Origin of the sequence: Streptomyces lincolnensis (assembly GCF_021173675.1) — a bacterium.
In the GTDB taxonomy this organism is placed as follows: domain Bacteria; phylum Actinomycetota; class Actinomycetes; order Streptomycetales; family Streptomycetaceae; genus Streptomyces; species Streptomyces lincolnensis_B.
In genome coordinates this window covers 42142-63997 of sequence record NZ_JAIHON010000005.1, presented here as the reverse complement: position 1 = coordinate 63997, position 21856 = coordinate 42142, and the positions used below count along the sequence as shown (strand labels likewise).

Here is a 21856-nt window from a genome sequence, read left to right as displayed (position 1 = left end):
CCTGCGATCTTACGGCCCTGGAGCCGACCGGTCGGAGCTTCGAGGGAGCCTTCCGAGGGCTTCCTTGAAGGATCACGACCGGTCCCGCGAGCGCGTCGACCGTACCGCCGAGCACTGACAATCAGCGGGTTGCGACGGTCTGTCGCGCGCCCGTGGTTCCTTGCCGGCTACTGCTCGGTGGGACCGGTGTCCGTGTCGGTTCCCTCGCTCTGCCGCACCTCGTACGCCAGCTCTTCGAGCGAGCCCTGGTCGGGTACGAACCACCGGATCGTGCCCTGTGTCGAGGTGTCCACCCCGGAGGCCTCGGCACGCATCTTGCGTGCCAGGCCGCTGGGCGAATACCACTTTCCGTCCGCGGCCCAGCGCAGCGGGTTCCTGGTGCCCCGCTCGTTCGACCAGGTCGCGCGGGCACGATCCGGATTCGCGGTCAGCCACTCGGTCATCTCTCGCCGCTCCGGCCGGGAGTAGGGGCGGAACTCGAGGTCCGTGCCCTCCGGGATGCGGTCGGCCGAGATGAGAGTGGTGACGGCGTTGACTTGTCGTCCACGCTGCTCGGCACCGGCGACCTGGTAGCCATCCTGCAGTGCGGGTGCGGTCTTGTCGGAGTCGAGGCCGCGCATTGCAGCCCGCACCACACGCTGCATGCGTTCGGCGTTTCGGACCGCGGCGATGATGTGGCTGCTCTTGCCGTACTCGTCGTCGATCGCGCGCAACACCCACGCGAAGGTGTCCCGTACCAGCTGAGGCACCTTGGCGAGTTCCCCCGCCCAGTCGAAGTCCGGGCTCTCGATGGCGGTGGTACTCAGTCGCCGGAACACGATGTGGGTGACGAGGAGATCGCCGTGCGAGGCGGCGGCGTCGGCGCGCCAGAGCAGGCCGTCGCGGAGCGCCTGGAGCTCCGCACGGACCGCGCGCAGCAGTTCGACCGAGCGCCAGACCCGGTAAACGTTTGGAGTCGCGCCGAAGATTTGTTCGTAGACGCTGTCCTCCCAGAGCCCCGCGAGATTCTGATCACGCTTGGCGACCGCCGCGAGCTGGGCATTGGGGTGGACGGCGGCCAGGGCCTCGGCTGCTTCGGTGAGAGAGCAGCCGTGCTGCGGGTCTGGCAGGCGCTCTCCGCGCTTGATGACATAGCTGCGGTGCAGCAACAGGGCGAAGTCGTCGCGCAGCTGGATCTGCCCTTGATCGAGGGATTTGAAGTCCCGCTCCTCAATCGGGTTCTGCGTGTTCGTCGTGGTGGTGACCTGGTCACCGAACCCCTCCGGGCAGTCCTCCAGCGAGATCAGCCGCACTGTGACTCTGCCGATCTGCGCCGTGTCGGGGTCCTTGACGAAGGCCCGGTGCAGGGCGCTCACGGTCTGTGCGCCGTTGACCACGCTGATGCCGGTCAGCTTGAAGTCGCCGACCTTGCCGGGGACGGCCCGCCCGACAGGCTTGATCGTCTCGCACAGCATGGTGATGCCGTTACTGAAGTACCAGAAGTGCTCCGGCTGCTCGAGCAGTGTGTTCTGGATCTTGACGTTGACGTCGGTCAGGTCGAGGGAATCACGGATGTTACGGGCGAAGAGTCCCCGCCGGTGCTCGCTGTATAGGTCCGCTAACTCGGGGACAGTCATAGTGCCGTAGAGCGCCTTGTACGGTGTCGACTCCTGTACGAACCCGTCGAGCCTGACCGTGGCGTCGATCTTGGGTGTCGCCGCGTCACCCAAGATTGCCCGGTGGAAATCACGCAGATCGAGAACCTTGTAGTCGACGATCTCGTCGACCTCATTTTGCGCGGCGACCTTCTCCTCAAGAAGCTCACGCACCTTGGGGTCGAGGGGAGCGGTCCGCATCAGGGCCAGAACGATGGTGACCTTCGGCAGACCCAGGTCGAAAGCCTGCTGAAGATCCGGCACCAGTGGCTGGAAGCGACTGTTGAACTTCGAGTAAGCCCGGTCGAAAAGCAGGTCGAGGCCGCGGAACAGCTTGTGCACCGCCTCCTCGTCGAACCCGCCTTTGCCGGCGTCGCTCCACTTTGCTTGCACCAGACAGATACGCGGCTGCGGGGCGCTGAGCTCCACCGATATCGCGTCTATCCCTCGGTCGTCAGCACCGTCGAAGACGCAGGCAGCGGCAGCCCGCGGACCGACCTGGTGCTCGTTCTGCACAGCGAGCGCCGCGATCCCGCGACTGAGAAACGCCTGCCGCCGCCCATTCTCCCCAGCTGACTTCGGCAGGTCCGTCAGGTCCAGCAGACTGGTGTACCGCTCGTCGATGGCGTTGCGGATGTACTCGATGTGCAGCTTGCTCATGGCCGCCCCTGTTCCGTAACTCTCTTATAGAACAAGCGTATAGGGTGAAGATCGACCTCAAGGTGTTCCCGTTGTCACTGAGCGGGGCTTTGAGGGGTAGGCGGCAGAGGGTCGCTGACGAACCACCCCCGTTGTGGAACGGCGTAGACCCACCCTTCGTCCACCAGCAGGCCAAGCCCCCGCCGCACGGTTGTCCGCGCGATCCCGTACCGCTGCACAAGCTGGGCCTCACTCGGGAGCATCCGGCCGGGCGGCCAGTCACCACGCCGGATCTGCGCACGCAGGATCTCGGCCAGTTGCCGGTACGGGGTCAGTGGGGCGCCGTGATCGATCTCTGCGTCAGGGTTCATGGAGTCGACGCTAAGCAAGGAGGGTGATGCACGCTCTTTGAGATACGTCTCGATACGAGGCGATACAAGTAGGTACTATGGAGGGAAACGAAACGCCCCGGCGGGAAGGGTGAGAGCTTCCGTGCCGGGGCTGAGCCGACTGAATAGGAGTCGACCTATGCGCAGACTACTGGCCGTGTTCCTGAGCCTCTTCCTGCCGCCTCGCGCTAGGCATCGCGTCGCCTATACGTCATCACCCTTCACGGCCTCCCCGCTCGCGTCCGAGTGCCAGACCTCCTCTGGCCGCCGGACGCGGCCCTACCCGGCGGACACTGTCCTTGTCGACGGCCTGCCCCTGGTCAGGCCCTACCTCGCCGTATGGGAACGCGAACGGGATGAACGAGACCACCGGCGCCTCCAGCAAGAGCGGCGTCGGGCGGCAGTGCTCGCAACCTTGGGTCAGGACTACATCCCGTCGGAGGTTGCCGCATGAGCGCAGGGCGCTTGCGCAGTCTCGGCGTTGACCCGGCCACCGGCAAAGAGGCGTTGGTAGTCGCACGTCCCGGCGGTTGGTTCGACGAGCTGGCCGACATGCAGACCCTGAAGGCCGCCGCAGTCCTGGCGGCGGTCGTCGGCGCCGTTCTGGAGGGAGGCAAGTCGTCGGACGCCGAACTCGCCGCTTTCGTACCGTCGTTGCATGCAGCGCTCGAAGAATGCGTCAGCATCATGGCGGCTGACAGGAACTGATGGCGTAGAGGCATCCAGTCGGGGTGCTGCTGGTTGGGTGTGACCTCGTAGGGGAAGGCCCCAGAAGCCTTTCTGAGCCAAGTCGCACCCAGCCCACCCCCACCGCCGATGCTGTACCCGGCCCGTGCGTGACGGCGCGGGAAGGCCAAACACGAAGGAAGCCGTTACGCCAGAGACCGACGCACCGCATCGACCAGCGACAGCGCACGGACGTCGTCGGAGCCCCCGATGATGTTGTTCATCGCATAGCCGAACGCGATGCCGTGCTCCGGGTCGGCAAAACCGAGTGAGCCGCCTCGGCCCGTGTGGCCGAAGGAGTTCGGCCCGATCATGGGATTGGTCTCGGTGGGCAGCGTGTAGCCGGAGCTGAACCGGCTTGGGATCAGCATGACCTGGTCCTTTCCTCCGGCCTGTTCCTTGGTCGCCGACGCGAGGGTTTCCGGGGCGAGCAGGCGCACACCGTCCACCTCGCCGATCAGCGCGGCATACATCCGTGCCAGTGCGCGTGCGGTGCCGATGCCGTTGGAGGCCGGGAGTTCCGCGGCCTGTACCTCGGGTGAGTCGAAGTCGATCTCGGCGGGATCGGTGACCACGTACGCCCTGTTGCTGAACGACGTCGGATCCCGCCACGCGGCAACCTGCTCGCGGAGGTCCTCGGGGACCGACTCGGCGGGCACGGTGGTGAGGTCGACGGCCGGTCGCTGGTACATCATGCGGCTGACTCGGGCGCGTTCGCGCGCCGGCAGTCCGATGAAGAAGTCCAGCCCGAGCGGGGCGGCGATCTCGTCGGCGAAGAAGCGGCCCGGCGTCTGGCCGGATACCCGGCGGATCACCTCGCCGACGAGCCAGCCCCAGGTCCGGCCGTGGTATCCGTGTGCCGTGCCCGGAGTCCACTGGGGGCGCTGAGCGGCCAGCGCGGCCGTCATCGGGTGCCAGGTCAACGCCTCGTTCAGCGGGACGGGTTGGTCGAGTGTGATCAGGCCGGCCTGGTGGGACAACAGCCAGCGCACCGGGATGTTCGCCTTGCCGTTCGCGGCGAACTCCGGCCAGTACTTCGCCACCGGCGCGTCCAGGTTCAAGGCGCCGCGCTCGGCCAGCAGGTGTGCCGCGGTCGCGGTCGCTCCCTTGGTGGCCGAGTAGACGAGTTGCAGCGTGTCCCGGGTCCACGGACGACCGGTTGTGGGATCGGCGACGCCTCCCCACAGGTCCACCACCGGTTTGCCGTACTGGTACACGCACACCGCCGCGCCGATGTCTCCATGCTCGGAGAAGTTCGCCGCGAACGCCTCGCGCACCGGCTCGAACCCAGCTGCGACCTCACCGTCGATCGTCGTCATGCCGTCCATCCTGGCATCGCGACCGTCTGCTCCATGGGCGCGGGACCACCTCCGGAGCCCGGGACGGCGGCTGTCAGGCTGCGATGGGCAGCGCCTGGAGGCGCTCGCGGAACTCACGGACAGCGGGGACGGATTTGCGCGGTTCGAGTCGTGCCGAGAATTCCTTCAAGCGGTCCACGGCCCGTACGGAGCTGACGCTGCTTTCCAGGAGCTCGGTGCCGTAGTTCGCGGCGTCCAGCGCCCCTTCCAGGTCGCCGCCGGCGAGCCGGGCCTCGGCCAGGCGGCTGGAGCGTACGGCCTTGTCCCGAGGAGCCGCACTCCTCACGGAGGCCTCCAAGGAGCCTGTAGCGCGCTCCACCTGACCAGCCCGAAGTAGGACCTTGCCCTCGGTCGACTTCAGTTGAGCCTCACCGAACCAGGTGAGCCAGTCCGGGTTTTCCTCCGTGGTGTGGCGCTCCCAGTGGGACACGGCACGGTTGAGCGCTGTTCCGGCGTTCCGGTGGTCGCCGTCGCGGGACAGTGCCTCGGCCTTGTGCAGGTAAAGGAACGACTGGGTGTACGGCGACAGCGTGCGAGGGGCGTTGTCGATGGCAGTCGAGATGAGGGCTACGCGCTCCGCGGTGCGTCCGGACTCGGAGACGTGAACTCCCATCTCCGCGAGGATGAAGGCACCGAACGCGTCGTCGCCGGCGGTGCGGGCGCTGCGTAGAGCCCCGACGTAGTAGCGCTGGCCGGCGGACCGCAGGCCAGCGTCGTAGGCCATCCAACCGGTCAGGTGCGACACCCGGGCCGCCAGGGCGTAGAGGCGGATTCGGATGTTCTCCGTGTACCAGCCGGTGCTCAAGAGGCCGGTGACGAGGGCGAGATCGCCGCGTGCCTGCTCCAGGAGCGTGGCGCCGCCGAGTTGGTCGTCGAGGGTGCGGAGCGTGCTGATGCGCTGCTCGATCGTCGAGACCATCGTGTCCGTGACCTGGTCCCCGCCCAGGGCCGAGGCGAAGGCGGTCGGCGCGTCCACCCAGCTTGCCGCGAGGCCCGTCAGGGCGGCGCCGGTGATGGTGAGAAAGCCCCGGCGGTCCATGCGGCCACTCCCGACGAGTTCGGTCAACGCCTCAACGGTACCGGCCTCGGTCCACGGGGCGGTGAGTCCCGTGACCTCCCAGACTGGGAGCCATCGGGGCCAACCTTCCTCCCGCGCCTTCTCGTGCGGGACGCGCAGTAAGTCTGCGAGAACGCGCTGGGCGTCGGCGTCCGGCTCCTGGCCCTGCTCCCACTTCCACACGGTGGTGCGGTTGGTGGCGAGCGGGATTCCGAGTGACCTCCCGTGCGCCTGCATGATGCGGGCGAACTCGGACTTGCCCCATCCGCGCGTCTGGCGGAGGAAGCTCAGCGGGTGGACCGCCAACGGCTCACCAGGCATGTCATCACTCCCGTCATCCCTCACGGCGTAATGGGGAGGCTACTGCGCGTGGGGCCGTGTACGGGGAGGGCGTCCCCATGAGGAACCCCCTAGAAACGTTCCGCCTTGCCGGTGAGGGCCGTTGACTGAGTATCAGCCGTCCCGCAGAGCCCGCTGAAGTGTCCGCTTCCGGAACGGTTCCTCAGATCGGCGGTTCCGCCCCAGCGTCCCTCGTCGGGGGCGGGGCTGCTTTCCGGCTCTTCGGAGGCATCCCCCATGTCCACGCTCTCCCATCGATTCGTCCTCGCAGGTACGGCGGAGGATGTGCCGTTCGCCCGGCGCAAGGTCATCGACCAGGTCCGTGCATGGGGCGTAACGATGGACGACGAGATCGCCGATGCTGTCCGTCTTGTCGCTTCCGAGCTCATCACCAACGCTGTGATCCATGGGACGGGACCCGTCGTCGTCACGCTGAATTACACAGCAGGCCGCCTGGTGATCGAGGTCGTCGACTTCAACTCTGCTGCTCCGCACATGAGTTGTGCTCAGAACGACGAAGAGAGCGGGCGCGGTCTCGCGCTGGTGGGTCTTCTCGCTTCGCGTTGTGCCTGGGAGCCCTCCGGCTGCGGGAAACGTGTATGGGCCGAGATCATGCTCCCCGCTGCGGCATCCATCGTCCGAACCTCCGTTCTGCGCAAGCTGCTTGCACTACGACCGAAGCACCGAGTCGCGAGCGAGCAGGAGTCGTTCACTCGGGCGGTCACGTGATGGGACGGCGCGTGTTGCGAGTGGTACCGCCACCTGGTCCTGGCGTGGTCTTCCGGCCTGCCCGTCGCGACATCGAACCCAGCACACGGGAGTCCACCGAGGACGCGCAGTGGGACGGCCATGACTTCCCGCCGGAGCTCCGGCGGGAGAACCGAAGAGGAAGGAGCACGAAGTGGCAGAGCACACGGCAGCGCCTCCGGCCCGAGGTGGCCTCCTGGTGGTGGTCGAAGAGCTGACCGCCGTCCACGACCGGTACGACAGTCTCCGGTCCGACAACCAGGGAAGCTCCGGCGATGCGCCTTGGCCCGGTGGCGACGGCAACCTGCACGACGGCGAGTAGGCACCAAGCGGTGGGGGTCGGCCTTGACGGCCCCCACCGTGTCCCCACCACAAAGCCGAACCATGGAGGACGTAGCGATGGAACATCGGTTGATCAGCGCCGTCGAGACAGCGCTCGGATGGAACGGAGCGGAGGAACTCGGCAATGACTTCGTACGCGGGACCATCGACGATCCTGGACTCGTCTCCCGGATCATGACACCGAACCGCCTGCTCGACATCGCGATGCGCCGGAGCCTGAACCGCCCGCAGTTCCGGTGCTTCCAGAAGGGCGAGGAGGTTCACCCGGCCATCTACTACACCGACAGCGTCAGTCCGCGGGGCCAGAGCATCCCCATGGTCAACATGCGCAGCCTGGGCAGGCTCCTGGGCGAAGGTGCGACCATGATCATGGACCAGGCCAACGTCTTTGATCCGACGATGGAGGTCGCCTGCCGGGCCCTCCAGTGGTGGTCCCACGAGCGAGTCCAGGTCAACGCGTACCTCACGACGAACGCCGCCGCCGGCTTCCCCCTGCACTGGGACGACCACGATGTCGTCATCGTCCAGCTCGCGGGGGAGAAGGAGTGGGAAGTACGCGCGACCTCTCGCAAGGTTCCGATGTACCGGGACTCCGACCCCAACAGCACTCCGAGCGACGAGATCATCTGGTCCGGCGTCATGCGGACCGGTGACGTCATGCACATCCCCCGAGGCCATTGGCACCAGGCGACCAGAGCGGGCAGCGGTTCAGGTAAGAGCCTTCATGTCACCTTCGGTATTACCAAGCGCACGGGAGCGAGCTGGCTCGCGTGGCTGGCCGACTGGTGCCGTGAGCAGGAGGTCTTCCGGCACGACCTCGATCGTTGGCACGGCACCGGCGGCGATGCCCTGACCGCGGCCGCCACCGAGCTCGTCGGCGAACGCTCCCCGGCCGACTTCCTGGCCGCGTACGAGCAGGAGACATCGCTGCCTCGGCATGTGCCGTTCCTTGACGTACTGGGGCCGCTCGACGCTGTGGTCTGTACGACCCGCTTCCGGCCCCGGATCCAGGAAGGCGGGGAGACCGTCGACGTCGTGGCCTCGGGGAAGAAGCTCACCCTCGCGTCCAAGGCTCTGCCCGCACTGCGTCTGCTGCTGAGCGGCAGGCCGGTCCAGCTGGAGCAGGCAGCGGCCGTTGTCGGGGCCGACGTCGTGGAGGTCGCCGAGATCCTGGTGAAGGAGGAGTTGTGCGCGGTACTGACCCCCGAGTTGTCCTCGGGCTACACCGGTCTCGTCACGAACGCCGTCTCCTGACTGGAGCGCTGGACCTCGGTGTCACCGCACTCGACACCAGCACCAACTATCTCGGCTTCCGCTCCCATCAGGTCCTGGCCCGGACAGCCGGTGATCTGCTGCCGAAGTTCACCGTCTCGACGAAGGTCGGCTACTTCCCGAAGCCGGGTGGGGCTGAGCACTCCCTGGATCCCGTACGGCTACAAGCGGCTGTGGAACAGGCGGCCAAGGAGCTCGGGCGGGAGCCGGACCTGGTGTTCCTGCACAACCCGGAACAGTCGCTCCGTGATAGCACCCGTCGCGACCAGGACGTCTTGATGCAGGCGTGTGCGGCCCTCGACCACGCTGCGGCCAAGGGGATGTGCGCCGCTTGGGGCGTTGCCTCCTGGGACCCGGCACCGATGCTGAGCCTCCTCGACAGAACTGGCCCCAGGCCGGCGGTCCTCATGGTCCGGGCCGGCTTGTTGGTCGGGGCCAGGGTGCTGGATACCGCGGAGGCTCTCGCCAAGGCGTGGGGCCTGGACGGTGGCGAGGTGTGGGGGATGAGCCCCTTCGGAGGCAGTGCCAGCACTCCGGTGTGGGACAAGATAGACCCACGCGTTTTTCTCCGGGACGGCAGCCAACTCACCTGCAGGCAGGCGGCGTTCAGGACTGCCTATCATCTCCCGCGAGTCAGTTCCGTCGCGGTGGGCACCGATGAGCCCGCCCATCTGGGAGAACTCGTGGGTGCCCTGGCGGACGACGTCGAGGAGCGGACCGTCCAGGAGTATCGGAGTCTGCTTCGGGACGGCTTGAGCGGTCAGCTCGTCTGAAGTTCCTTGATGACCTGCTCGGCCATGGCCCGGGCGGGTTCTAGCCGAGGGTCCTCCGGGTGTGCGTGCGGGCCGAGGATCTTCGCGCAGGCGAACAACGTCATCACCTTGCCGTCTCGGCTCTCGAAGTCGGACCGGCGCTCGTGCCGTACGCGATCGGCCAGGGCCGGGACAGCAAGGGAACTCGCCCACAGCGAGGCCGAGTCCAGGCCCTGCGGCGCGTTGCCCCAGTCTTCCCAGTCGAAGAGGCTGAAGGTCGGGGCGGTCATGTTGGCCCAGTTCAGGTCCGCGTGGGCCGGCACCCAGCGCTCCACGGTCGTGTCCACGTCGTCGGAGAAGACACCGCGGATGGAGTCGGTGACGAGGTCCTGGGTGACGGTGACCGTGTCCGGCGTGGCCACCCGTCCGGTTTGCTGTGCTGCCAGAGCGTCCAAAGAGGCGTTCAACGCCTCCCACCAGGGGTCCGCCAGCTCCGGGGCTTCACCCAAGATGGCGTTGCCGACGGGAGCCCCCGGCAGGAGTTCGGTCTCGTCGGCTCGCCACATCGCCGGCTCGTCCGTATCCCGCCAGACCACACAGCCGAGCCATTCGGGCTGGGCGACGCCTTGCAAGCACGCGGCACTTTCCGTGCCGTTCCACCCCTGATCAGGGATCTTGTCGAGCACGCGCCGCTCGACCCGCACCCAGGTGTGTCGGTCTGTTCTGGCCCCCACAGATCGACGCTTCCGCACCATCGTGTTCGGGAGCAAGCGGACGCCAAGAGATCGCTGGACACGGTCAAGAACCTCGTCGACCGGCTGCACCCGTAGATCAACAGCCCGACCCCTGGAGACCGAGAGCTTCATGCAAGCGACCGTAGCAGTGGTGGGCGGGAGGGGCCGCCCGAGAGCGCCGCGAGCGTTTGCTGTCGCTGTGATGCGCTGCGGCAGGAGGTCACTACGTCGCCCGCCGGGCCCGGTCGGCGGATGAGTTTCTCGGGGGTCAGGGCAGTCGCGTCGGAGCAATTGATGTCCGTGCTCGGTGAGTTGCGCGAAACACAGACCCCGTCAAGCCCCCCCGCCTCAAGTCAGTCTCCAGTGGGAGATCGGAGGCTGGCGGGTGAAGTGCGAAGGATGGTTCCGATCAGTGGCCGGGTGTCGGTGGGTGGCCGGCTTTGGGAGGGTGACGGATGGCGGACGTGGTGATCGTGGGCGGTGGGCCGACGGGGCTCATGTTGGCGTGCGAACTGCGGCTGGGGGGTGCGGAGGTGGTTGTAGTCGAAGCGCTGCCGGAGCGCACCGGGCATTCCAAGGCGCTTGGTCTGCATGCTCGGTCCCTTGAGGTTCTGGCGCAGCGCGGGGTCGTGGACCGGTTCCTGGCGGAGGGGCATCCCAAGGTGCCGGTCGGGCATTTCGCGGGGATCCGGAAGCTCGACTTCGAGCGTTTCGCGGGTGAGTACTCGTACATGCTGCGTATTCCGCAGGCGGACACCGAGCGGCTGCTGGAGCAGTGGGCCCTGGAGCTCGGTGTCGAACTCCGTTTCGGTGCCCGCGTCACCGGACTTGAGCAGGACGCGGCCGGCGTGGCGCTCACGGTCGAGGCGGGCGAGGCGGGTGAGGGGACGTACGAGGTGCGGGCGGCGTACGCGGTGGGCTGCGACGGCGGGCACAGCACCGTGCGCGAGCTTCTCGGCGTCGGCTTCCCCGGTACGCCCACCACGCTCACCGCGATGGTCGGCGACGTGGAACTGCCGGGTCTGGACCAGCCGGTGACCGGCTCCATGCCCCGGCACACCAAGGGCGTCGCCATGCAGTTCCCGCTCACGCCGGGGCTGTACCGCGTGGTCACCGTCGAGTTCGACAAGGTCACCGACCGGGACGCCCCGCTCGACATCGACGTGCTGCGTACCGCGTACCGGTCGATCGCGGGTACCGACTACGGGATGCGCGGGGCCCGTTGGCTGTCGCGGTTCGGAGACGCGACACGGGAGGCCGAGAGGTACCGGGTGGGCCGGGTCCTGTTGGCCGGGGACGCCGCCCACATCCACTTCCCGGCCAGCGGGCAGGGGCTCAACCTCGGCATCCAGGACGCGGCGAACCTCGGCTGGAAGCTGGCGGCCGTCCTCAAAGGGTGGGTGGGCGCGGAGATCCTGGACACCTACCAGGAGGAACGCCACCCGGTCGCCGCCGCCGTGCTGCACAACACCCGTGCCCAGGTCGCCCTGATGGAACCGGGCGACAAGGTCAGCGCGCTGCGGGAGTTGTTCGACCTCCTGCTGGACTTCGACGACGTACGGGACTTCCTCACCGGCATGATCAACGGCCTCGACGTCGTGCAACCGGCCGCCGGCGACCATCCCCTCTCGGGGCGGCGGATCCCCGACGCGGTGCTGAAGACCGACCACGGCGAACGTCGCGTCTACGACCTCCTGCACCGCGGCCACGGCGTCCTCCTCGACCTCTCCGACGGCGCCCCCGCCTTCGCGGGCGGTGCGCGCCGGCCCCTGGTCGACACGGTGCGCGCCCGCGCCGACGACCTCGCCGCGAGCGCCCTGCTGATCCGGCCCGACGGTTACGTCGCCTGGGCGGCACCGGCCGGCGACACCACCGGGGACGGGCTGGAGCCGACCTTGACGAAGTGGTTCGGTGAGCCCGCGGCCAGGCCGTAAAGAACAACCAGGCCATAAAAAGCAGGCCCATCGGACATGAACGGACGGGGCGCCCCGGGGGATCGGGCGCCCCGCCCGCGTGCGGAGGAGAGCGTGCGGGGCTACGGCAGGACCAGGACCGCCTTGCCCCGGAAGGCGCGTGCCGCCAGGGCGGCGAAGGCTTCGGGCGTGCGGTCCCAGGTGTCGCGCAGGCCGATGCGGGGGGTCAGACGCCCGTCGGCGATCAGGGCGACGAGGATCGCCAGGTCCTCGCCCTTCGTCTCGTCGGGGATCGGGCTGACCAGACCCATCAGCCTGCTGTTCGGGGCGTATCCCGCGAAGTCGAGGATGCGCACCTCGGCGGGGCCGCCGATGTTGCCGTAGAGGACGGTGGTCGCGCCGGGCGCCATCCGGTGCATGACCTGCGGCAGCAGGGGGCCGCCGATGCCGTCGAGGGCGAGGTGGAACGGCCCGGACGGCCGGTACGAATCGGATGGCTCGGATGGTCCGGGCGGCCCGAACACACCGCCGCCCTCGCCGCCCTCGGCGTTCTCGGCGTTCTCGGCGAGTGACGTCACCACGTGGTGAGCGCCCAGCGCGCGCACCTCCGCCGCCCGCTCCGGTCGGGTCACATGGGCGGTCACCCGGGCCCCCGATGCCACCGCCAGCTGTACGGCGAACTGTCCGACGCCTCCGCTCGCCCCGGTGACCAGTACGTTCCGGCCGAGCAGCGCGCCGCCCACCCGGAGGGCCCGCAGCGCGGTGAGTCCCGCCACCGGGAGGGTCGCGGCCTGTTCGAAGGAGACCTCGTCGGGGAGTACGGCGGTGCGGTGGCCGGCGATCGGGATGCGCTCGCACCAGCCTTCCCAGTCCATGTACGCCACGACGCGCGTGCCCTCGCGCGGACCGGTGCCGTCGGCGGCGGCGCGCACCACGACGCCGGCGGTGTCCTGGCCGGGCCGCCAGCCATGGGGTCGGCGACGGATGAGATTGGCCTCGTCGTGGTTGAGGGAGAAGGCCCGGACCTCTACGACGGCCTCGTGCGGGGCCGGGGCGGGCTCCGGGAGACCGTCGGTCAGCCGGAGCCCGCCGGGCACTGTGGCATCGGTGACGAAGCCGCGCACGTCAGGCCTTCGCGGGGGCCACGCCCCCGGAGGGCGCCTCGTCGCTCCGGGCCTGCTCCGCGGCCTCGGCCGCCGACGCCGCCGCGGCCCGCGCCAGCACGGTGACCAGGGCCGTCATCACCAGGATGACGCCGAGCGCGACCCAGGCGGCCAGCTCGGTGGCGGAGGCGTAGGCGTCGGCGCCGGTTCCGTCACCGAGCTTCGCGAAGAAGATCGCGCCCAGGACGGCCACGCCGGTCACACTCGCGAACTGCTGGGTGGTGGAGAGCATGCCGGAGGCGATACCGGCCTGCGCGGGCTTGACGCCCGCCATGGGGGCGCCGATCAGGGACGGCAGGATGAGGCCGTTGCCGATGCCCATCAGGGCCGTGGACACCAGCAGCACCGGCTGGGTGATGCCGCCGCCCTGGGCCTGCAGGCCGACCGCGGTGACCAGGACGCTCACGGCGGTGATCAGCGAGCCGATGGTGAGGATCTGCAGTCCGTACTTGGCGACCAGCCCCTTGCCCTTCAGGGAGGCGACCATGGCGAGCACCGCGGTCGGGGCGAAGATCAGGCCCGCGTGCAGGGCGCTGAAGCCGAGGCCGGTCTGCAGCAGCAGGCTCAGCACGAAGACGTAACTGGTGAAGAAGGCCATGAAGGCCGCGTTGATGGCGAGTCCGGCGTTGAAGACCTTGCTGCGGAACAGCGTGAGGTCGAGCAGGGGCTGGCCGCCCGTGCGCGCGACCCGGCGCTCCCACCACAGCGCCGCCGTCATCGCCGGGACCGAGGCCACCAGCAGGACCCAGGCCCACACGGGCCACCCGTGCTCACGGCCGAGGATCAGCGGGACCAGGGCGAGGGCGAGCGAGCCGGAGATGCCGAGGACGCCGATGCCGTCCAGCCCGGGCCGCCGGCCGGACGTGGCGGTGGGCAGCAGGCGCAGGGCGAGGGCGATGACGACGATGCCGACCGGGACGTTCACGAAGAAGATCACGCGCCAGCCGAGACCGAACACGTCGGACACCAGCAGCAGACCGCCCAGTACCTGACCGCAGATGCCGCTCAGGCCACCGGTCACGCCGAACCAGGCGAGGGCGCGCGGGCGTTGTTCGACCGGGAAGGTGGAGGTGATCAGGGCGAGCACCTGCGGGACCATGCCGGCCGCCGTCAGTCCCTGGAGCATCCGGAAGACCACCAACTGGGTCGGGTTCTGCGCGAGACCGCAGAGCACCGAGGCGACGGTGAAGCTCGCCATGCCGGCCAGGAACATCCGCCGGTAGCCGAAGAGGTCGCCCAGGCGTCCGCCGAGCACCAGCCCGGCCGCGTAGGCGAAGACATAGCCGCCCACGATCAGTTCGAGGGCCGCCTGTCCGGCGTTCAGGTCCGCCTGGAGGGACGGGATCGTCACGTTCACGACGTTGCCGTCGAATCCGTACATGAAGAAGGCGGCCAGGATCACCGGCAGCATCCGCCAGTTCCGCCGGTCCGTGGCTGCCGGTGTGTCCGTGGCTCCGGGTGTGTCCGTGGTGGACATCGCGCACTCCTCGTTAGTTATGAGTTCGACAGTCATGGGTTCGATGTCAGCAATGAGTTCGATGATCATCGATCAGATTGGTATCCATCGAACCGTACGATCGTCGTCGACCTCCTCGCAAGTGCAAGGGAGGGATGTCGCCCTCCCGAGGATCGCCCGGTCCCGGCTGCGGGATTCCGGCATGGCGCGAAGACGTGAAAAGTTCACGGTCCACATGTGACGGGACCACTGCCCTCCGTCGGCCGGGCTTCGCAGAATCCCTGTCAACGGCGTCGGCCTGCCGGCGCCGGCCACCACGTCGGAAAGGGAAAGCAGCCATGCAGCACTCTCCGCGCACACCCCACGGCGCCGTCGTCGAGAACCTGAACCCGGCAACGGACGCCGTACTGACCGTCGAGAACCTCGACCGTCCCGACCCGTCGGGCGCCGCACTCTTCTATGTGTGCGTCCGCACCCTGCCGGCCGCCGACGGCGCGTCCGTGGCGAGCCACACGGAGTGACCGGCGGATGACCGAGGTGTGGAGGGCGCGGCACGCGCGCGCGGCCGACGGGGAAGGCATCGTCGGGTTCAAGCGCCATCTGCGCAGCGTGGTCGTGCCGGGAGAAGCCGTCTACCTGCTCTCCGCCGAGAGTGTGCTCGCCGTGCGCGGCACTTCGGCCGAGGTGGTGGCACCCCTCCTGGACGGCACCCGCACCCTTGCCGCCCTCCAGCGGGCCGCCTCGACGCAGCTCGCCCCCGAGCTGAGCGCCGAGGCCGTCCGCGCCCTCACCGAGGCCGGACTCGTCTGCGGCCACGCCCCGTCCTCCCGCCTCGACCCCGTCGCCCAGGCGTACTGGGACCATGCGGGCCTGGACGCCACCGCCGCCGAGGAGCGGCTGGCGGGGGACACGGTGCGGGTGATCGTGCTGGACGCCGACGCCGACGGACCGCGCGCCGACTCCGACTCCGATCGCGCCACCCACGCCGACGCCGATCGCGCCGCCCTCCTCGCGGCTTGCGAGGCCGCCGGACTGCGCCCGTCACCCACCGGCGGCGACACCGGGGCCGACCCTGTCGCCCCAGTCCCCGCCCTCACCCCAGTCCCCGCCCCAGTCCCAGCCCCCGCCCTCACCCTCGTGCTGTGCACGGACTACCTGGACCCCCGGCTGCGTGAACTGGACGCGCGGCAGCGGGAGTCCGGCGTGCCCTGGCTGCCCGTGAAGGTGCACGGTCCCGAGGTGTGGATCGGCCCCGTCCTCAGCACGCCGAGCGCGTCCACCGCGGACCCGGGCCCTTGCTGGTCCTGCCTAGCCTCACGCCTGCGCCTCCACCGCCGCTCCGAGGCACCCCTCAGACGCGCGCTCGGTGGGGACGCGCCGGTGCCGAGGCCCGGCGCCTCGCTCGCCGCGACCCGTGTCCTCGGCTTCCAGCTGGCGGCTCTCGAGGCGGCCCAGTGGCTGGCCGGCCTGCGCGGACCGGAGCGCGCCGGTCTCCTCGCGTACGACACACTGCGGCGGCGCAGCACCCTGCACCCGGTGCGCCGGCGGCCGCAGTGCCCCGACTGCGGGGACCCCGGCCTGGTGTCCCGTCAGGTGCGGCGGCCGTACGTGCCCCGCTCCCGCCCCAAGGCGGCCGTGGCCGGCAACGGCCACCGCGTCCTGACACCCGAGCAGATGCTGGAGCGCCACGGCCATCTGGTCGGGCCGGTCACCGGCGTGGTCGAGGAACTGCGGCGCGACCCGCGCTCACCCGGCTTCCTCGACTGCTATCTGTCCGGCCACAACCTGGCGACCGAGGCGCACACCCTGGCCGGACTGCGGGCCGGCCTGCGCGCGCTCAGCGGCGGCAAGGGACTCGACCCGGCCGAGGCGCGGGTGAGCGCGCTGTGCGAGGCCGTCGAGCGGTACAGCGCCACCCGCCACGGCGACGAACCCGTCGTCCTCGACACCTACCGGTCCCTCGGCGCCGACGCCATCCACCCCAACGCCTGCCAGCTCTACGACGAGCGGCAGTTCCGCGACCGCGACGGGTGGAACGCGCGGGCCGCGCACTTCCAGTACGTCCCCGCGCCCTTCGACGAGGACCGGCCCACCGAATGGACCCCGGTCTGGTCGCTCACCGCCGGCCGGCACCGCCTGCTGCCGACCTCGCTCCTCTACTTCGACCCACGGGCCGCCGACGCCGACGGACCGCGCGCCGACTCCAACGGCAACGCCGCGGGCGGCAGCCTGGAGGACGCCGTACTGCAGGGCTTCATGGAACTGGTGGAACGCGACGCGGTGGCCCTGTGGTGGTACAACCGCACCCGCCAACCCGCCGTCGACCTGGGCGCGTTCGACGCTCCCTGGGTGCGGCGCCTGATCGACGGGTTTCGCGCGATGCACCGGGAGACCTGGGTGCTCGACCTCACCACCGACCTCGGCGTCCCCGCTCTCGCGGCCGTCTCCCGGCGGACCGACCGGCCCGTCGAGGACATCGTGTTCGGTTTCGGCGCCCACTTCGACCCGGCCGTCGCCCTGCGCCGCGCCCTGACCGAACTCGGCCAGCTGCTCCCCGCGGTGGCGGGGGCGCGGTCCGACGGCACCGGATACGCCGTCGACGATCCCGAACCGCGCACCTGGTGGCGGACGGCGACCGTCGCGCGCCGGCCCTTCCTGCGGCCCGATCCGGCCGCCGAGCCCCGGACGCCCGCCTCCTGGGCGTACACCCCGCGGGCCGATCTGCGCGACGACATCGCGGCGGCCGCCGCGCTGGTCGCCGCCCGGGGCATGGAACTGCTCGTCCTCGACCAGACCCGGCCCGACACCGGCCTGCCCGTGGTCAAGGTCGTCGTGCCCGGACTGCGCCATTTCTGGGCCAGGTTCGGCCCCGGACGCCTGTACGACGTCCCGGTCGCGCTCGGCCGGCTGGCGGCGCCGACGCCCTACGACGAGCTCAACCCCATCCCCCTTTTCATCTGACATCCGCTGCGGATGCGCGCGTTGCGTGCCTGTCACACAGGCTGCCTATAGTTGCGGCGTGAAACTGTTCGGCTACGGAGGGGAGGGGCGCCGTGCCCGACACGGACAGTCCCGGTCGAACCGAGACGGACTCGCCGGGAGGGCTGCCCCTACCGGCCGGCAATCCGCTCTTAGCGCAGACCACGGGCGTACCCACCAGCTTCGGGGACATCCCGGCACCGCGCCTGGCCCGTGGCATCCTGGCCGCCGTCCTGCTGTCGTATCTGCTCATCACCGTGCTCAACGTGCTGCGTGAGGACCTTCCCCCGATCGACAAGGCCGGCAGCGCCCTCGGCCTCGGCGCGGTCTTCGTGCTCCAGATGGTGCACTCCGCGCCGTCCGCCCGGCGGGTGTCGGTCCGGCGCCGGGCGACGACACTGACCCTGCAGGTGCTGGTCACCTATCTGCCGCTGCTGGTGTACGCCTCCGAGTGGGGTTCCATGGCGGGCTTCCTCGCCGGATCGCTGCTGCTCCTGCTGCCCGGCGCGTACGGCTGGGCGGCGTACGGCGCGGTCGGTCTGAGCATGCTGGTCCAGCCGGTGCTGGTCGGCCGGTCCCTGCTCGACAGCGTCTATCTGTGCGAGTCGACCCTGCTGACGGGGCTGGTGGTCTACGCCCTGACGAGCCTCGCCGAACTCGTGGACAAGATGCACCGGGCCCGTCAGGAACTCGCGCGCATGGCCGTGGTCGAGGAGCGGATGCGCTTCGCCCGGGACCTGCACGACCTGCTCGGCTACAGCCTGTCGGCCATCACGCTGAAGGGCGAGCTCATCCACCGCCTGGTGCCGGCCCATCCGGAGCGGGCCCAGGCCGAGGTCTCCAGCCTGCTGGAGATCTCCCGCCAGGCGCTGGCCGACGTCCGCACGGTCGCCAGCGGCTACCGCACGCTCTCGCTGGCCGACGAGGCGGCATCGGCCAGATCGGTGCTGGGCGCGGCCGACGTCAGCGTGGACGTGCGGGTCTCCGTCGCCGAGCTCGACCCGCAGGTGGAGACCGTCCTCGCGACCGTGCTGCGGGAGGGCGTCACCAACGTGCTGCGCCACAGCAAGGTGCGCCACTGCGAGATAGCGGCGCGGATGACGGACGGGGCGGTGCGGCTGTCGGTGCTCAACGACGGCGTCGACGAGCCCCGCACCGGCCCCTCGCCGACCAGCGGCAGCGGCCTCGGCAACCTCGGCACGCGGTTGGGTCTGGTGGGCGGCACGCTGGAGGCGGACCGGCTGGACGACGGACGCTTCAGCCTGGAGGCCGTCGTCCCCACCTGTCCGGTCGGGTTCCCCGCGCAGCGCGCGGGCGACTGAGAGCCTGTGTCACGTCCCCGGCCGCGAGGGTGCCCGGCCGGTCGAGTTCCTGTCCAGCGGGGCTCCACCCGGGAAGCGGACGCTGCCAGGGGCTCGACACCCCGGGCCGCAGACAACCCGATCCCGATTGGCGGTGCAGTGGAATGGCGGTGGACACCCGGCGCTTCCGCGAGCTCTTCGGTTCCTTTCCCACCTCGGTCTCCATCATCACGACGGTGGACGCGGACGGTTCGCCCCGCGGCTTCACCTGCAACGCGATGACGGCGGTCTCCGCCGACCCGCCGCTGCTCCTGGTGTGCGTGGACAAGGGCTCGCAGACCCTGCCGGCGCTGCGGCACTCGGGCTCCTTCGTCCTGCACGTCCTGGCGGAGAACGGCCGCGCGGCCTCCGACCTGTTCGCGAGCAAGGCCGAGGCCAAGTTCGAGGGCCTGCGCTGGCGGCCCGCCGCGCTGGCCGGCGGCGCGCCCGTCCTGGAGGACGTCGCCCTCGCCCACGCCGAGTGCCGGGTCGTGCAGCACGTCGAGGCGGGCGACCACTGGATCGTGGTGGCCCGTGTGGAGGCGGCCGAGGTGCACCGGCGCCGCCCCCTGCTCTACCAGCGCGGCGCCTACAGCGTCTGGCGCCAGGGAGCCGAACTGGCGGCCGTACGCGGATAGGGCCTGTGCCACATCCCCGGCCGGGCGCCCGCCGAGGGCCCCGCCCGGGGATGTCACACAGGCTCTCAGGCGTGGCAGGCCGGCAGCCGGCCGTGGTACTCGATCATCTCCTTGAAGAGCGCGCCGATGTCCATCGGTACACCCCGCTCGGCGCCGCGCACCTCGGCGTAGGCGCGGTGCAGGTTCGGTACCAGGCGCTCGGAGTCGAGCAGTTCGCCGTACTCGCCCAGATCCGTCTCGCGTGCCACCTCCAGCGGGTCGACGCCCGCGGCGACACCCTGGGCGGCCAGGTCGTACACCCAGCGCAGATACGACTCGGCGACGTCGAGCGCCTCCGGACCGCACACCGGCCCGTGCCCGGTCACCAGGGTCTCGGCGCCGAACTCCCGCAACCGTGCGACGGCGTCCAGTGAACCGGTCACCGAGCCCATCGGGCAGAACGGCGTGACCCCGGACATCACCAGGTCGCCGGTGAACAGCACCCGCTGCGCGGGCAGCCAGACCACGGTGTCGTTGGTGGTGTGGGCGGGGCCCAGATGCACCAACTCGGCCTCGATACCGCCGACATGGAGCGTCATCCGGTCCCGGAAGGTCACCGAGGGCGGGTCGAGCACGAGGGCGCCCCACTCCACGTCCGGCCACAGCCCGGTCAGATGCAGACCGGCCTCGGTCATCTCCGTACGCGTGCGCTCATGGCCGATGACCACCGCGCCCGGCGTGAACACGTAGTTGCCGAAGGTGTGGTCGCCGTGGAAGTGGGTGTTGACGACATAGCGCGGTGCGTGGCGTGTCACGGACCGCACGGCGTCCCGCAGGGCGAGCGAGCGCCGCTCGGTCGCCGCGGTGTCCACCAGCGCCGTCTCGCCGTCCCCGGCCAGGATGCCCGCGTTGTTCAGGCACCACCCGCCGTCCGGCTGCACCTGGGCGAAGACCCGGTCGGCGACCTCTTGCGTGCGGGGGAGTGCCATGAGAGCTCCAGAGGGACGGGGCGGATGTCGGAAAACCCAACCCTGCCGACCCGTAATGGAGAGCGACCGGAAAACTGACTTGAGTAGTATTCGAGACACGCTTGTGATCATGAAGAGGGGGATCATGAAGACGGGCAAGATACGGATACTGCTGGCCGAGGACATGCACATGGTGCGCGGCGCGCTGGCGGCGCTGCTCGGCCTGGAGCAGGACTTCGAGCTGGTCAGCGAAGTCGAGCGGGGTGACGAGATCGTCCCGCAGGCGCTGCTGCACCGGCCGGACGTCGCGATCATCGACATCGACCTGCCGGGCATCGACGGTCTGACCGCCGCCCGCGAACTGCGCCTGGTACTGCCCGAGTGCCGGGTCCTGATCCTGACCAGCCTGGGCCGCCCCGGCACCCTGCGCCGGGCCCTGGACTCCCAGGTCTTCGGATTCCTTCTCAAGGACGCGCCGCCCAGAGACCTCGCGGAGGGCGTGCGCCGGGTGCACGCGGGGCACCGGGTCATCGACCCCAAGCTGGCCCTGGCCGCCTGGGGCACCTCCCAGGACCCGCTGACGGCACGGGAGTCGGAGGTCCTGCGGCTGGTGGCCGAGGGCGCGGAGGCACCCGAGATCGCGGCCCGGCTCCATCTGTCGGTGGGCACGGTCCGCAACTACGTCACCGCCGTGGTGACCAAGCTCAACGCGCGCAACCGACTCGACGCCGTACGCATCGCCCGGGACGCCGGCTGGCTCATCTGACCAGGGCGGCACCCACCAGATACGCGAGGATCTCCGCCGCCACGTCCGCGGGCAGCGACACCGCCGCCGCGGCCCTGCGCACGTCCAGGGGCCGGTGCAGTGCGGTCAGCAGGTCCGTCACCTCGGGCCGGTGCGCCCGCACGCGATGCGCGGACCGGGGTGCGACCATCACCGGTTCGTCGCCCTCCCGCCCGCTCACCGCGCCCGGGACGAGCCGTACCCGGCTCCCGTCGGGCGGACGCTTGGGACGGAAGGGAGCCGAACCGGCCGAGCAGTACACCGACAGCAGCGGGCCCCGCGGATCGTCGTGGCCCAGCGTGTGCACCACCAGCTCCGCGATGCACCGCAACGACCACATCAGTTCGGCCAGTTCGCCGCACCCGCCGCTGTCGCCCGGCCGCACCGGCACTCCGGTGAGGTTGTCGAGCCGCACCGGACCCAGGGTCATGCGGTCGAGCGCGACGCGCACCAGGAGGCAGGGCCGGTGCAGGTTCCACACCCGGGTGCCGTGGCGCAGCACGACGGAGCCGTCGGCCCGGCCCTCCACGACGACCTCCTCGTGCAGCGACCACAGATGCAGCGTCACAGAGTCCGACGTCCGGGTCCCGGCGATGTCGGGCATGTCATCTCCTCGTCGGATGCCCAAGGTGCGACGAGTGTCGATC

The 21856-nt window shown here is 69.9% G+C and carries 20 protein-coding genes; 11 read left to right on the top strand and 9 right to left on the bottom strand.

Features of this window, described 5'->3' with window-relative positions; all coding sequences use genetic code 11:
• Positions 1-167: 167 nt before the first annotated feature.
• Together K4B79_RS14625 and K4B79_RS14620 are read right to left on the bottom strand one after the other, a co-directional pair.
• Positions 168-2294, bottom strand: a complete 2127-nt coding sequence (locus tag K4B79_RS14625) for an AIPR family protein (protein ID WP_232027005.1) — start codon at positions 2292-2294, stop codon at positions 168-170.
• 74 nt (positions 2295-2368) lie between these two features.
• Complete coding sequence (locus K4B79_RS14620; RefSeq protein ID WP_232027004.1) at positions 2369-2644, bottom strand: GntR family transcriptional regulator; 276 nt, start codon at positions 2642-2644, stop codon at positions 2369-2371.
• A gap of 468 nt (positions 2645-3112) precedes the next feature.
• Between K4B79_RS14620 and K4B79_RS14615 the strand changes: the two genes are divergently transcribed.
• Positions 3113-3370: a hypothetical protein gene (locus K4B79_RS14615; protein ID WP_232027003.1), complete on the top strand. Its 258-nt coding sequence runs from the start codon at positions 3113-3115 to the stop codon at positions 3368-3370.
• 164 nt (positions 3371-3534) lie between these two features.
• On the opposite strand, the gene K4B79_RS14610 is transcribed toward K4B79_RS14615, so the two are convergent.
• Together K4B79_RS14610 and K4B79_RS14605 are read right to left on the bottom strand one after the other, a co-directional pair.
• Positions 3535-4707 carry a serine hydrolase domain-containing protein gene (locus tag K4B79_RS14610; RefSeq protein WP_232027002.1) on the bottom strand — a complete coding sequence of 391 codons (1173 nt, stop codon included), beginning with the start codon at positions 4705-4707 and terminating at the stop codon, positions 3535-3537.
• A gap of 73 nt (positions 4708-4780) precedes the next feature.
• Entirely contained in the window at positions 4781-6124 is a 1344-nt protein-coding gene (locus tag K4B79_RS14605) for a transcriptional regulator (RefSeq protein WP_232027001.1), read from the bottom strand.
• Positions 6125-6379: 255 nt separating this feature from the next.
• Between K4B79_RS14605 and K4B79_RS14600 the strand changes: the two genes are divergently transcribed.
• The 4 genes from K4B79_RS14600 to K4B79_RS14585 all read left to right on the top strand — a co-directional run bounded on the left by K4B79_RS14600 (position 6380) and on the right by K4B79_RS14585 (position 9276).
• Positions 6380-6871, top strand: a complete 492-nt coding sequence (locus K4B79_RS14600) for an ATP-binding protein (RefSeq protein WP_232027000.1) — start codon at positions 6380-6382, stop codon at positions 6869-6871.
• Positions 6872-7043: 172 nt separating this feature from the next.
• Complete coding sequence (locus K4B79_RS14595; RefSeq protein WP_232026999.1) at positions 7044-7211, top strand: hypothetical protein; 168 nt, start codon at positions 7044-7046, stop codon at positions 7209-7211.
• A 77-nt stretch (positions 7212-7288) separates the two neighbouring features.
• Complete coding sequence (locus K4B79_RS14590) at positions 7289-8485, top strand: cupin domain-containing protein (RefSeq protein ID WP_232026998.1); 1197 nt, start codon at positions 7289-7291, stop codon at positions 8483-8485.
• Positions 8419-9276: an aldo/keto reductase gene (locus K4B79_RS14585; protein WP_232026997.1), complete on the top strand. Its 858-nt coding sequence runs from the start codon at positions 8419-8421 to the stop codon at positions 9274-9276. Before K4B79_RS14590 ends, K4B79_RS14585 begins: the two co-directional genes overlap by 67 nt.
• Here the strand turns inward: K4B79_RS14585 and K4B79_RS14580 are convergent.
• The gene (locus K4B79_RS14580; protein WP_232026996.1) at positions 9264-10121 is read right to left on the bottom strand and encodes a hypothetical protein; all 858 of its coding nucleotides are present in this window, start codon (positions 10119-10121) and stop codon (positions 9264-9266) included. The two genes, K4B79_RS14585 and K4B79_RS14580, sit on opposite strands and share 13 nt — an antisense overlap.
• 323 nt (positions 10122-10444) lie before the next feature.
• Between K4B79_RS14580 and K4B79_RS14575 the strand changes: the two genes are divergently transcribed.
• Entirely contained in the window at positions 10445-11923 is a 1479-nt protein-coding gene (locus K4B79_RS14575; protein ID WP_232026995.1) for an FAD-dependent monooxygenase, read from the top strand.
• Positions 11924-12024: 101 nt separating this feature from the next.
• On the opposite strand, the gene K4B79_RS14570 is transcribed toward K4B79_RS14575, so the two are convergent.
• Both K4B79_RS14570 and K4B79_RS14565 read right to left on the bottom strand, forming a co-directional pair.
• Positions 12025-13026 carry a zinc-binding dehydrogenase gene (locus K4B79_RS14570; protein ID WP_232026994.1) on the bottom strand — a complete coding sequence of 334 codons (1002 nt, stop codon included), beginning with the start codon at positions 13024-13026 and terminating at the stop codon, positions 12025-12027.
• A 1-nt stretch (position 13027) separates the two neighbouring features.
• The gene (locus tag K4B79_RS14565; protein WP_232026993.1) at positions 13028-14578 is read right to left on the bottom strand and encodes an MFS transporter; all 1551 of its coding nucleotides are present in this window, start codon (positions 14576-14578) and stop codon (positions 13028-13030) included.
• A gap of 281 nt (positions 14579-14859) precedes the next feature.
• On the opposite strand from K4B79_RS14565, the gene K4B79_RS14560 reads away from it, so the two are divergent.
• The 4 genes from K4B79_RS14560 (at position 14860) to K4B79_RS14545 (ending at position 19478) form a co-directional block, all read left to right on the top strand.
• A complete protein-coding gene (locus K4B79_RS14560) occupies positions 14860-15042 on the top strand; it encodes a hypothetical protein (protein ID WP_232026992.1) in 183 nt (60 codons plus the stop codon).
• Positions 15043-15049: 7 nt separating this feature from the next.
• Positions 15050-17482: a TOMM precursor leader peptide-binding protein gene (locus tag K4B79_RS14555; RefSeq protein WP_232026991.1), complete on the top strand. Its 2433-nt coding sequence runs from the start codon at positions 15050-15052 to the stop codon at positions 17480-17482.
• Between the two features lie 92 nt (positions 17483-17574).
• The gene (locus K4B79_RS48260) at positions 17575-18822 is read left to right on the top strand and encodes a sensor histidine kinase (RefSeq protein WP_232026990.1); all 1248 of its coding nucleotides are present in this window, start codon (positions 17575-17577) and stop codon (positions 18820-18822) included.
• A gap of 143 nt (positions 18823-18965) precedes the next feature.
• Complete coding sequence (locus K4B79_RS14545; RefSeq protein ID WP_232026989.1) at positions 18966-19478, top strand: flavin reductase family protein; 513 nt, start codon at positions 18966-18968, stop codon at positions 19476-19478.
• A 65-nt stretch (positions 19479-19543) separates the two neighbouring features.
• Here the strand turns inward: K4B79_RS14545 and K4B79_RS14540 are convergent, their stop codons facing one another.
• Positions 19544-20446 (bottom strand): MBL fold metallo-hydrolase, encoded by a 903-nt coding sequence (locus tag K4B79_RS14540; protein WP_232026988.1) that lies wholly within the window; start codon positions 20444-20446, stop codon positions 19544-19546.
• A 109-nt stretch (positions 20447-20555) separates the two neighbouring features.
• Here K4B79_RS14540 and K4B79_RS14535 point away from each other — a divergent pair, with 109 nt between their 5' ends.
• Positions 20556-21191, top strand: a complete 636-nt coding sequence (locus K4B79_RS14535) for a response regulator transcription factor (RefSeq protein WP_232026987.1) — start codon at positions 20556-20558, stop codon at positions 21189-21191.
• Here K4B79_RS14535 and K4B79_RS14530 read toward each other — a convergent pair.
• Positions 21184-21813, bottom strand: a complete 630-nt coding sequence (locus K4B79_RS14530; protein WP_232026986.1) for a hypothetical protein — start codon at positions 21811-21813, stop codon at positions 21184-21186. The genes K4B79_RS14535 and K4B79_RS14530 overlap by 8 nt on opposite strands.
• Positions 21814-21856: the final 43 nt, after the last annotated feature.

Excerpts from the sequence above, each read along its gene's own strand:
- K4B79_RS14625 (WP_232027005.1), bottom strand. The coding sequence starts at position 2,294 with ATGAGCAAGCTGCACATCGAGTACATCCGCAACGCCATCGACGAGCGG.
- K4B79_RS14620 (WP_232027004.1), bottom strand. The coding sequence starts at position 2,644 with ATGAACCCTGACGCAGAGATCGATCACGGCGCCCCACTGACCCCGTAC.
- K4B79_RS14615 (WP_232027003.1), top strand. The coding sequence starts at position 3,113 with ATGAGCGCAGGGCGCTTGCGCAGTCTCGGCGTTGACCCGGCCACCGGC.
- K4B79_RS14610 (WP_232027002.1), bottom strand. The coding sequence starts at position 4,707 with ATGACGACGATCGACGGTGAGGTCGCAGCTGGGTTCGAGCCGGTGCGC.
- K4B79_RS14605 (WP_232027001.1), bottom strand. The coding sequence starts at position 6,124 with ATGCCTGGTGAGCCGTTGGCGGTCCACCCGCTGAGCTTCCTCCGCCAG.
- K4B79_RS14600 (WP_232027000.1), top strand. The coding sequence starts at position 6,380 with ATGTCCACGCTCTCCCATCGATTCGTCCTCGCAGGTACGGCGGAGGAT.
- K4B79_RS14590 (WP_232026998.1), top strand. The coding sequence starts at position 7,289 with ATGGAACATCGGTTGATCAGCGCCGTCGAGACAGCGCTCGGATGGAAC.
- K4B79_RS14580 (WP_232026996.1), bottom strand. The coding sequence starts at position 10,121 with ATGAAGCTCTCGGTCTCCAGGGGTCGGGCTGTTGATCTACGGGTGCAG.
- K4B79_RS14575 (WP_232026995.1), top strand. The coding sequence starts at position 10,445 with ATGGCGGACGTGGTGATCGTGGGCGGTGGGCCGACGGGGCTCATGTTG.
- K4B79_RS14565 (WP_232026993.1), bottom strand. The coding sequence starts at position 14,578 with ATGACTGTCGAACTCATAACTAACGAGGAGTGCGCGATGTCCACCACG.
- K4B79_RS14560 (WP_232026992.1), top strand. The coding sequence starts at position 14,860 with ATGCAGCACTCTCCGCGCACACCCCACGGCGCCGTCGTCGAGAACCTG.
- K4B79_RS14555 (WP_232026991.1), top strand. The coding sequence starts at position 15,050 with ATGACCGAGGTGTGGAGGGCGCGGCACGCGCGCGCGGCCGACGGGGAA.
- K4B79_RS14545 (WP_232026989.1), top strand. The coding sequence starts at position 18,966 with ATGGCGGTGGACACCCGGCGCTTCCGCGAGCTCTTCGGTTCCTTTCCC.
- K4B79_RS14540 (WP_232026988.1), bottom strand. The coding sequence starts at position 20,446 with ATGGCACTCCCCCGCACGCAAGAGGTCGCCGACCGGGTCTTCGCCCAG.
- K4B79_RS14535 (WP_232026987.1), top strand. The coding sequence starts at position 20,556 with ATGAAGAGGGGGATCATGAAGACGGGCAAGATACGGATACTGCTGGCC.
- K4B79_RS14530 (WP_232026986.1), bottom strand. The coding sequence starts at position 21,813 with ATGCCCGACATCGCCGGGACCCGGACGTCGGACTCTGTGACGCTGCAT.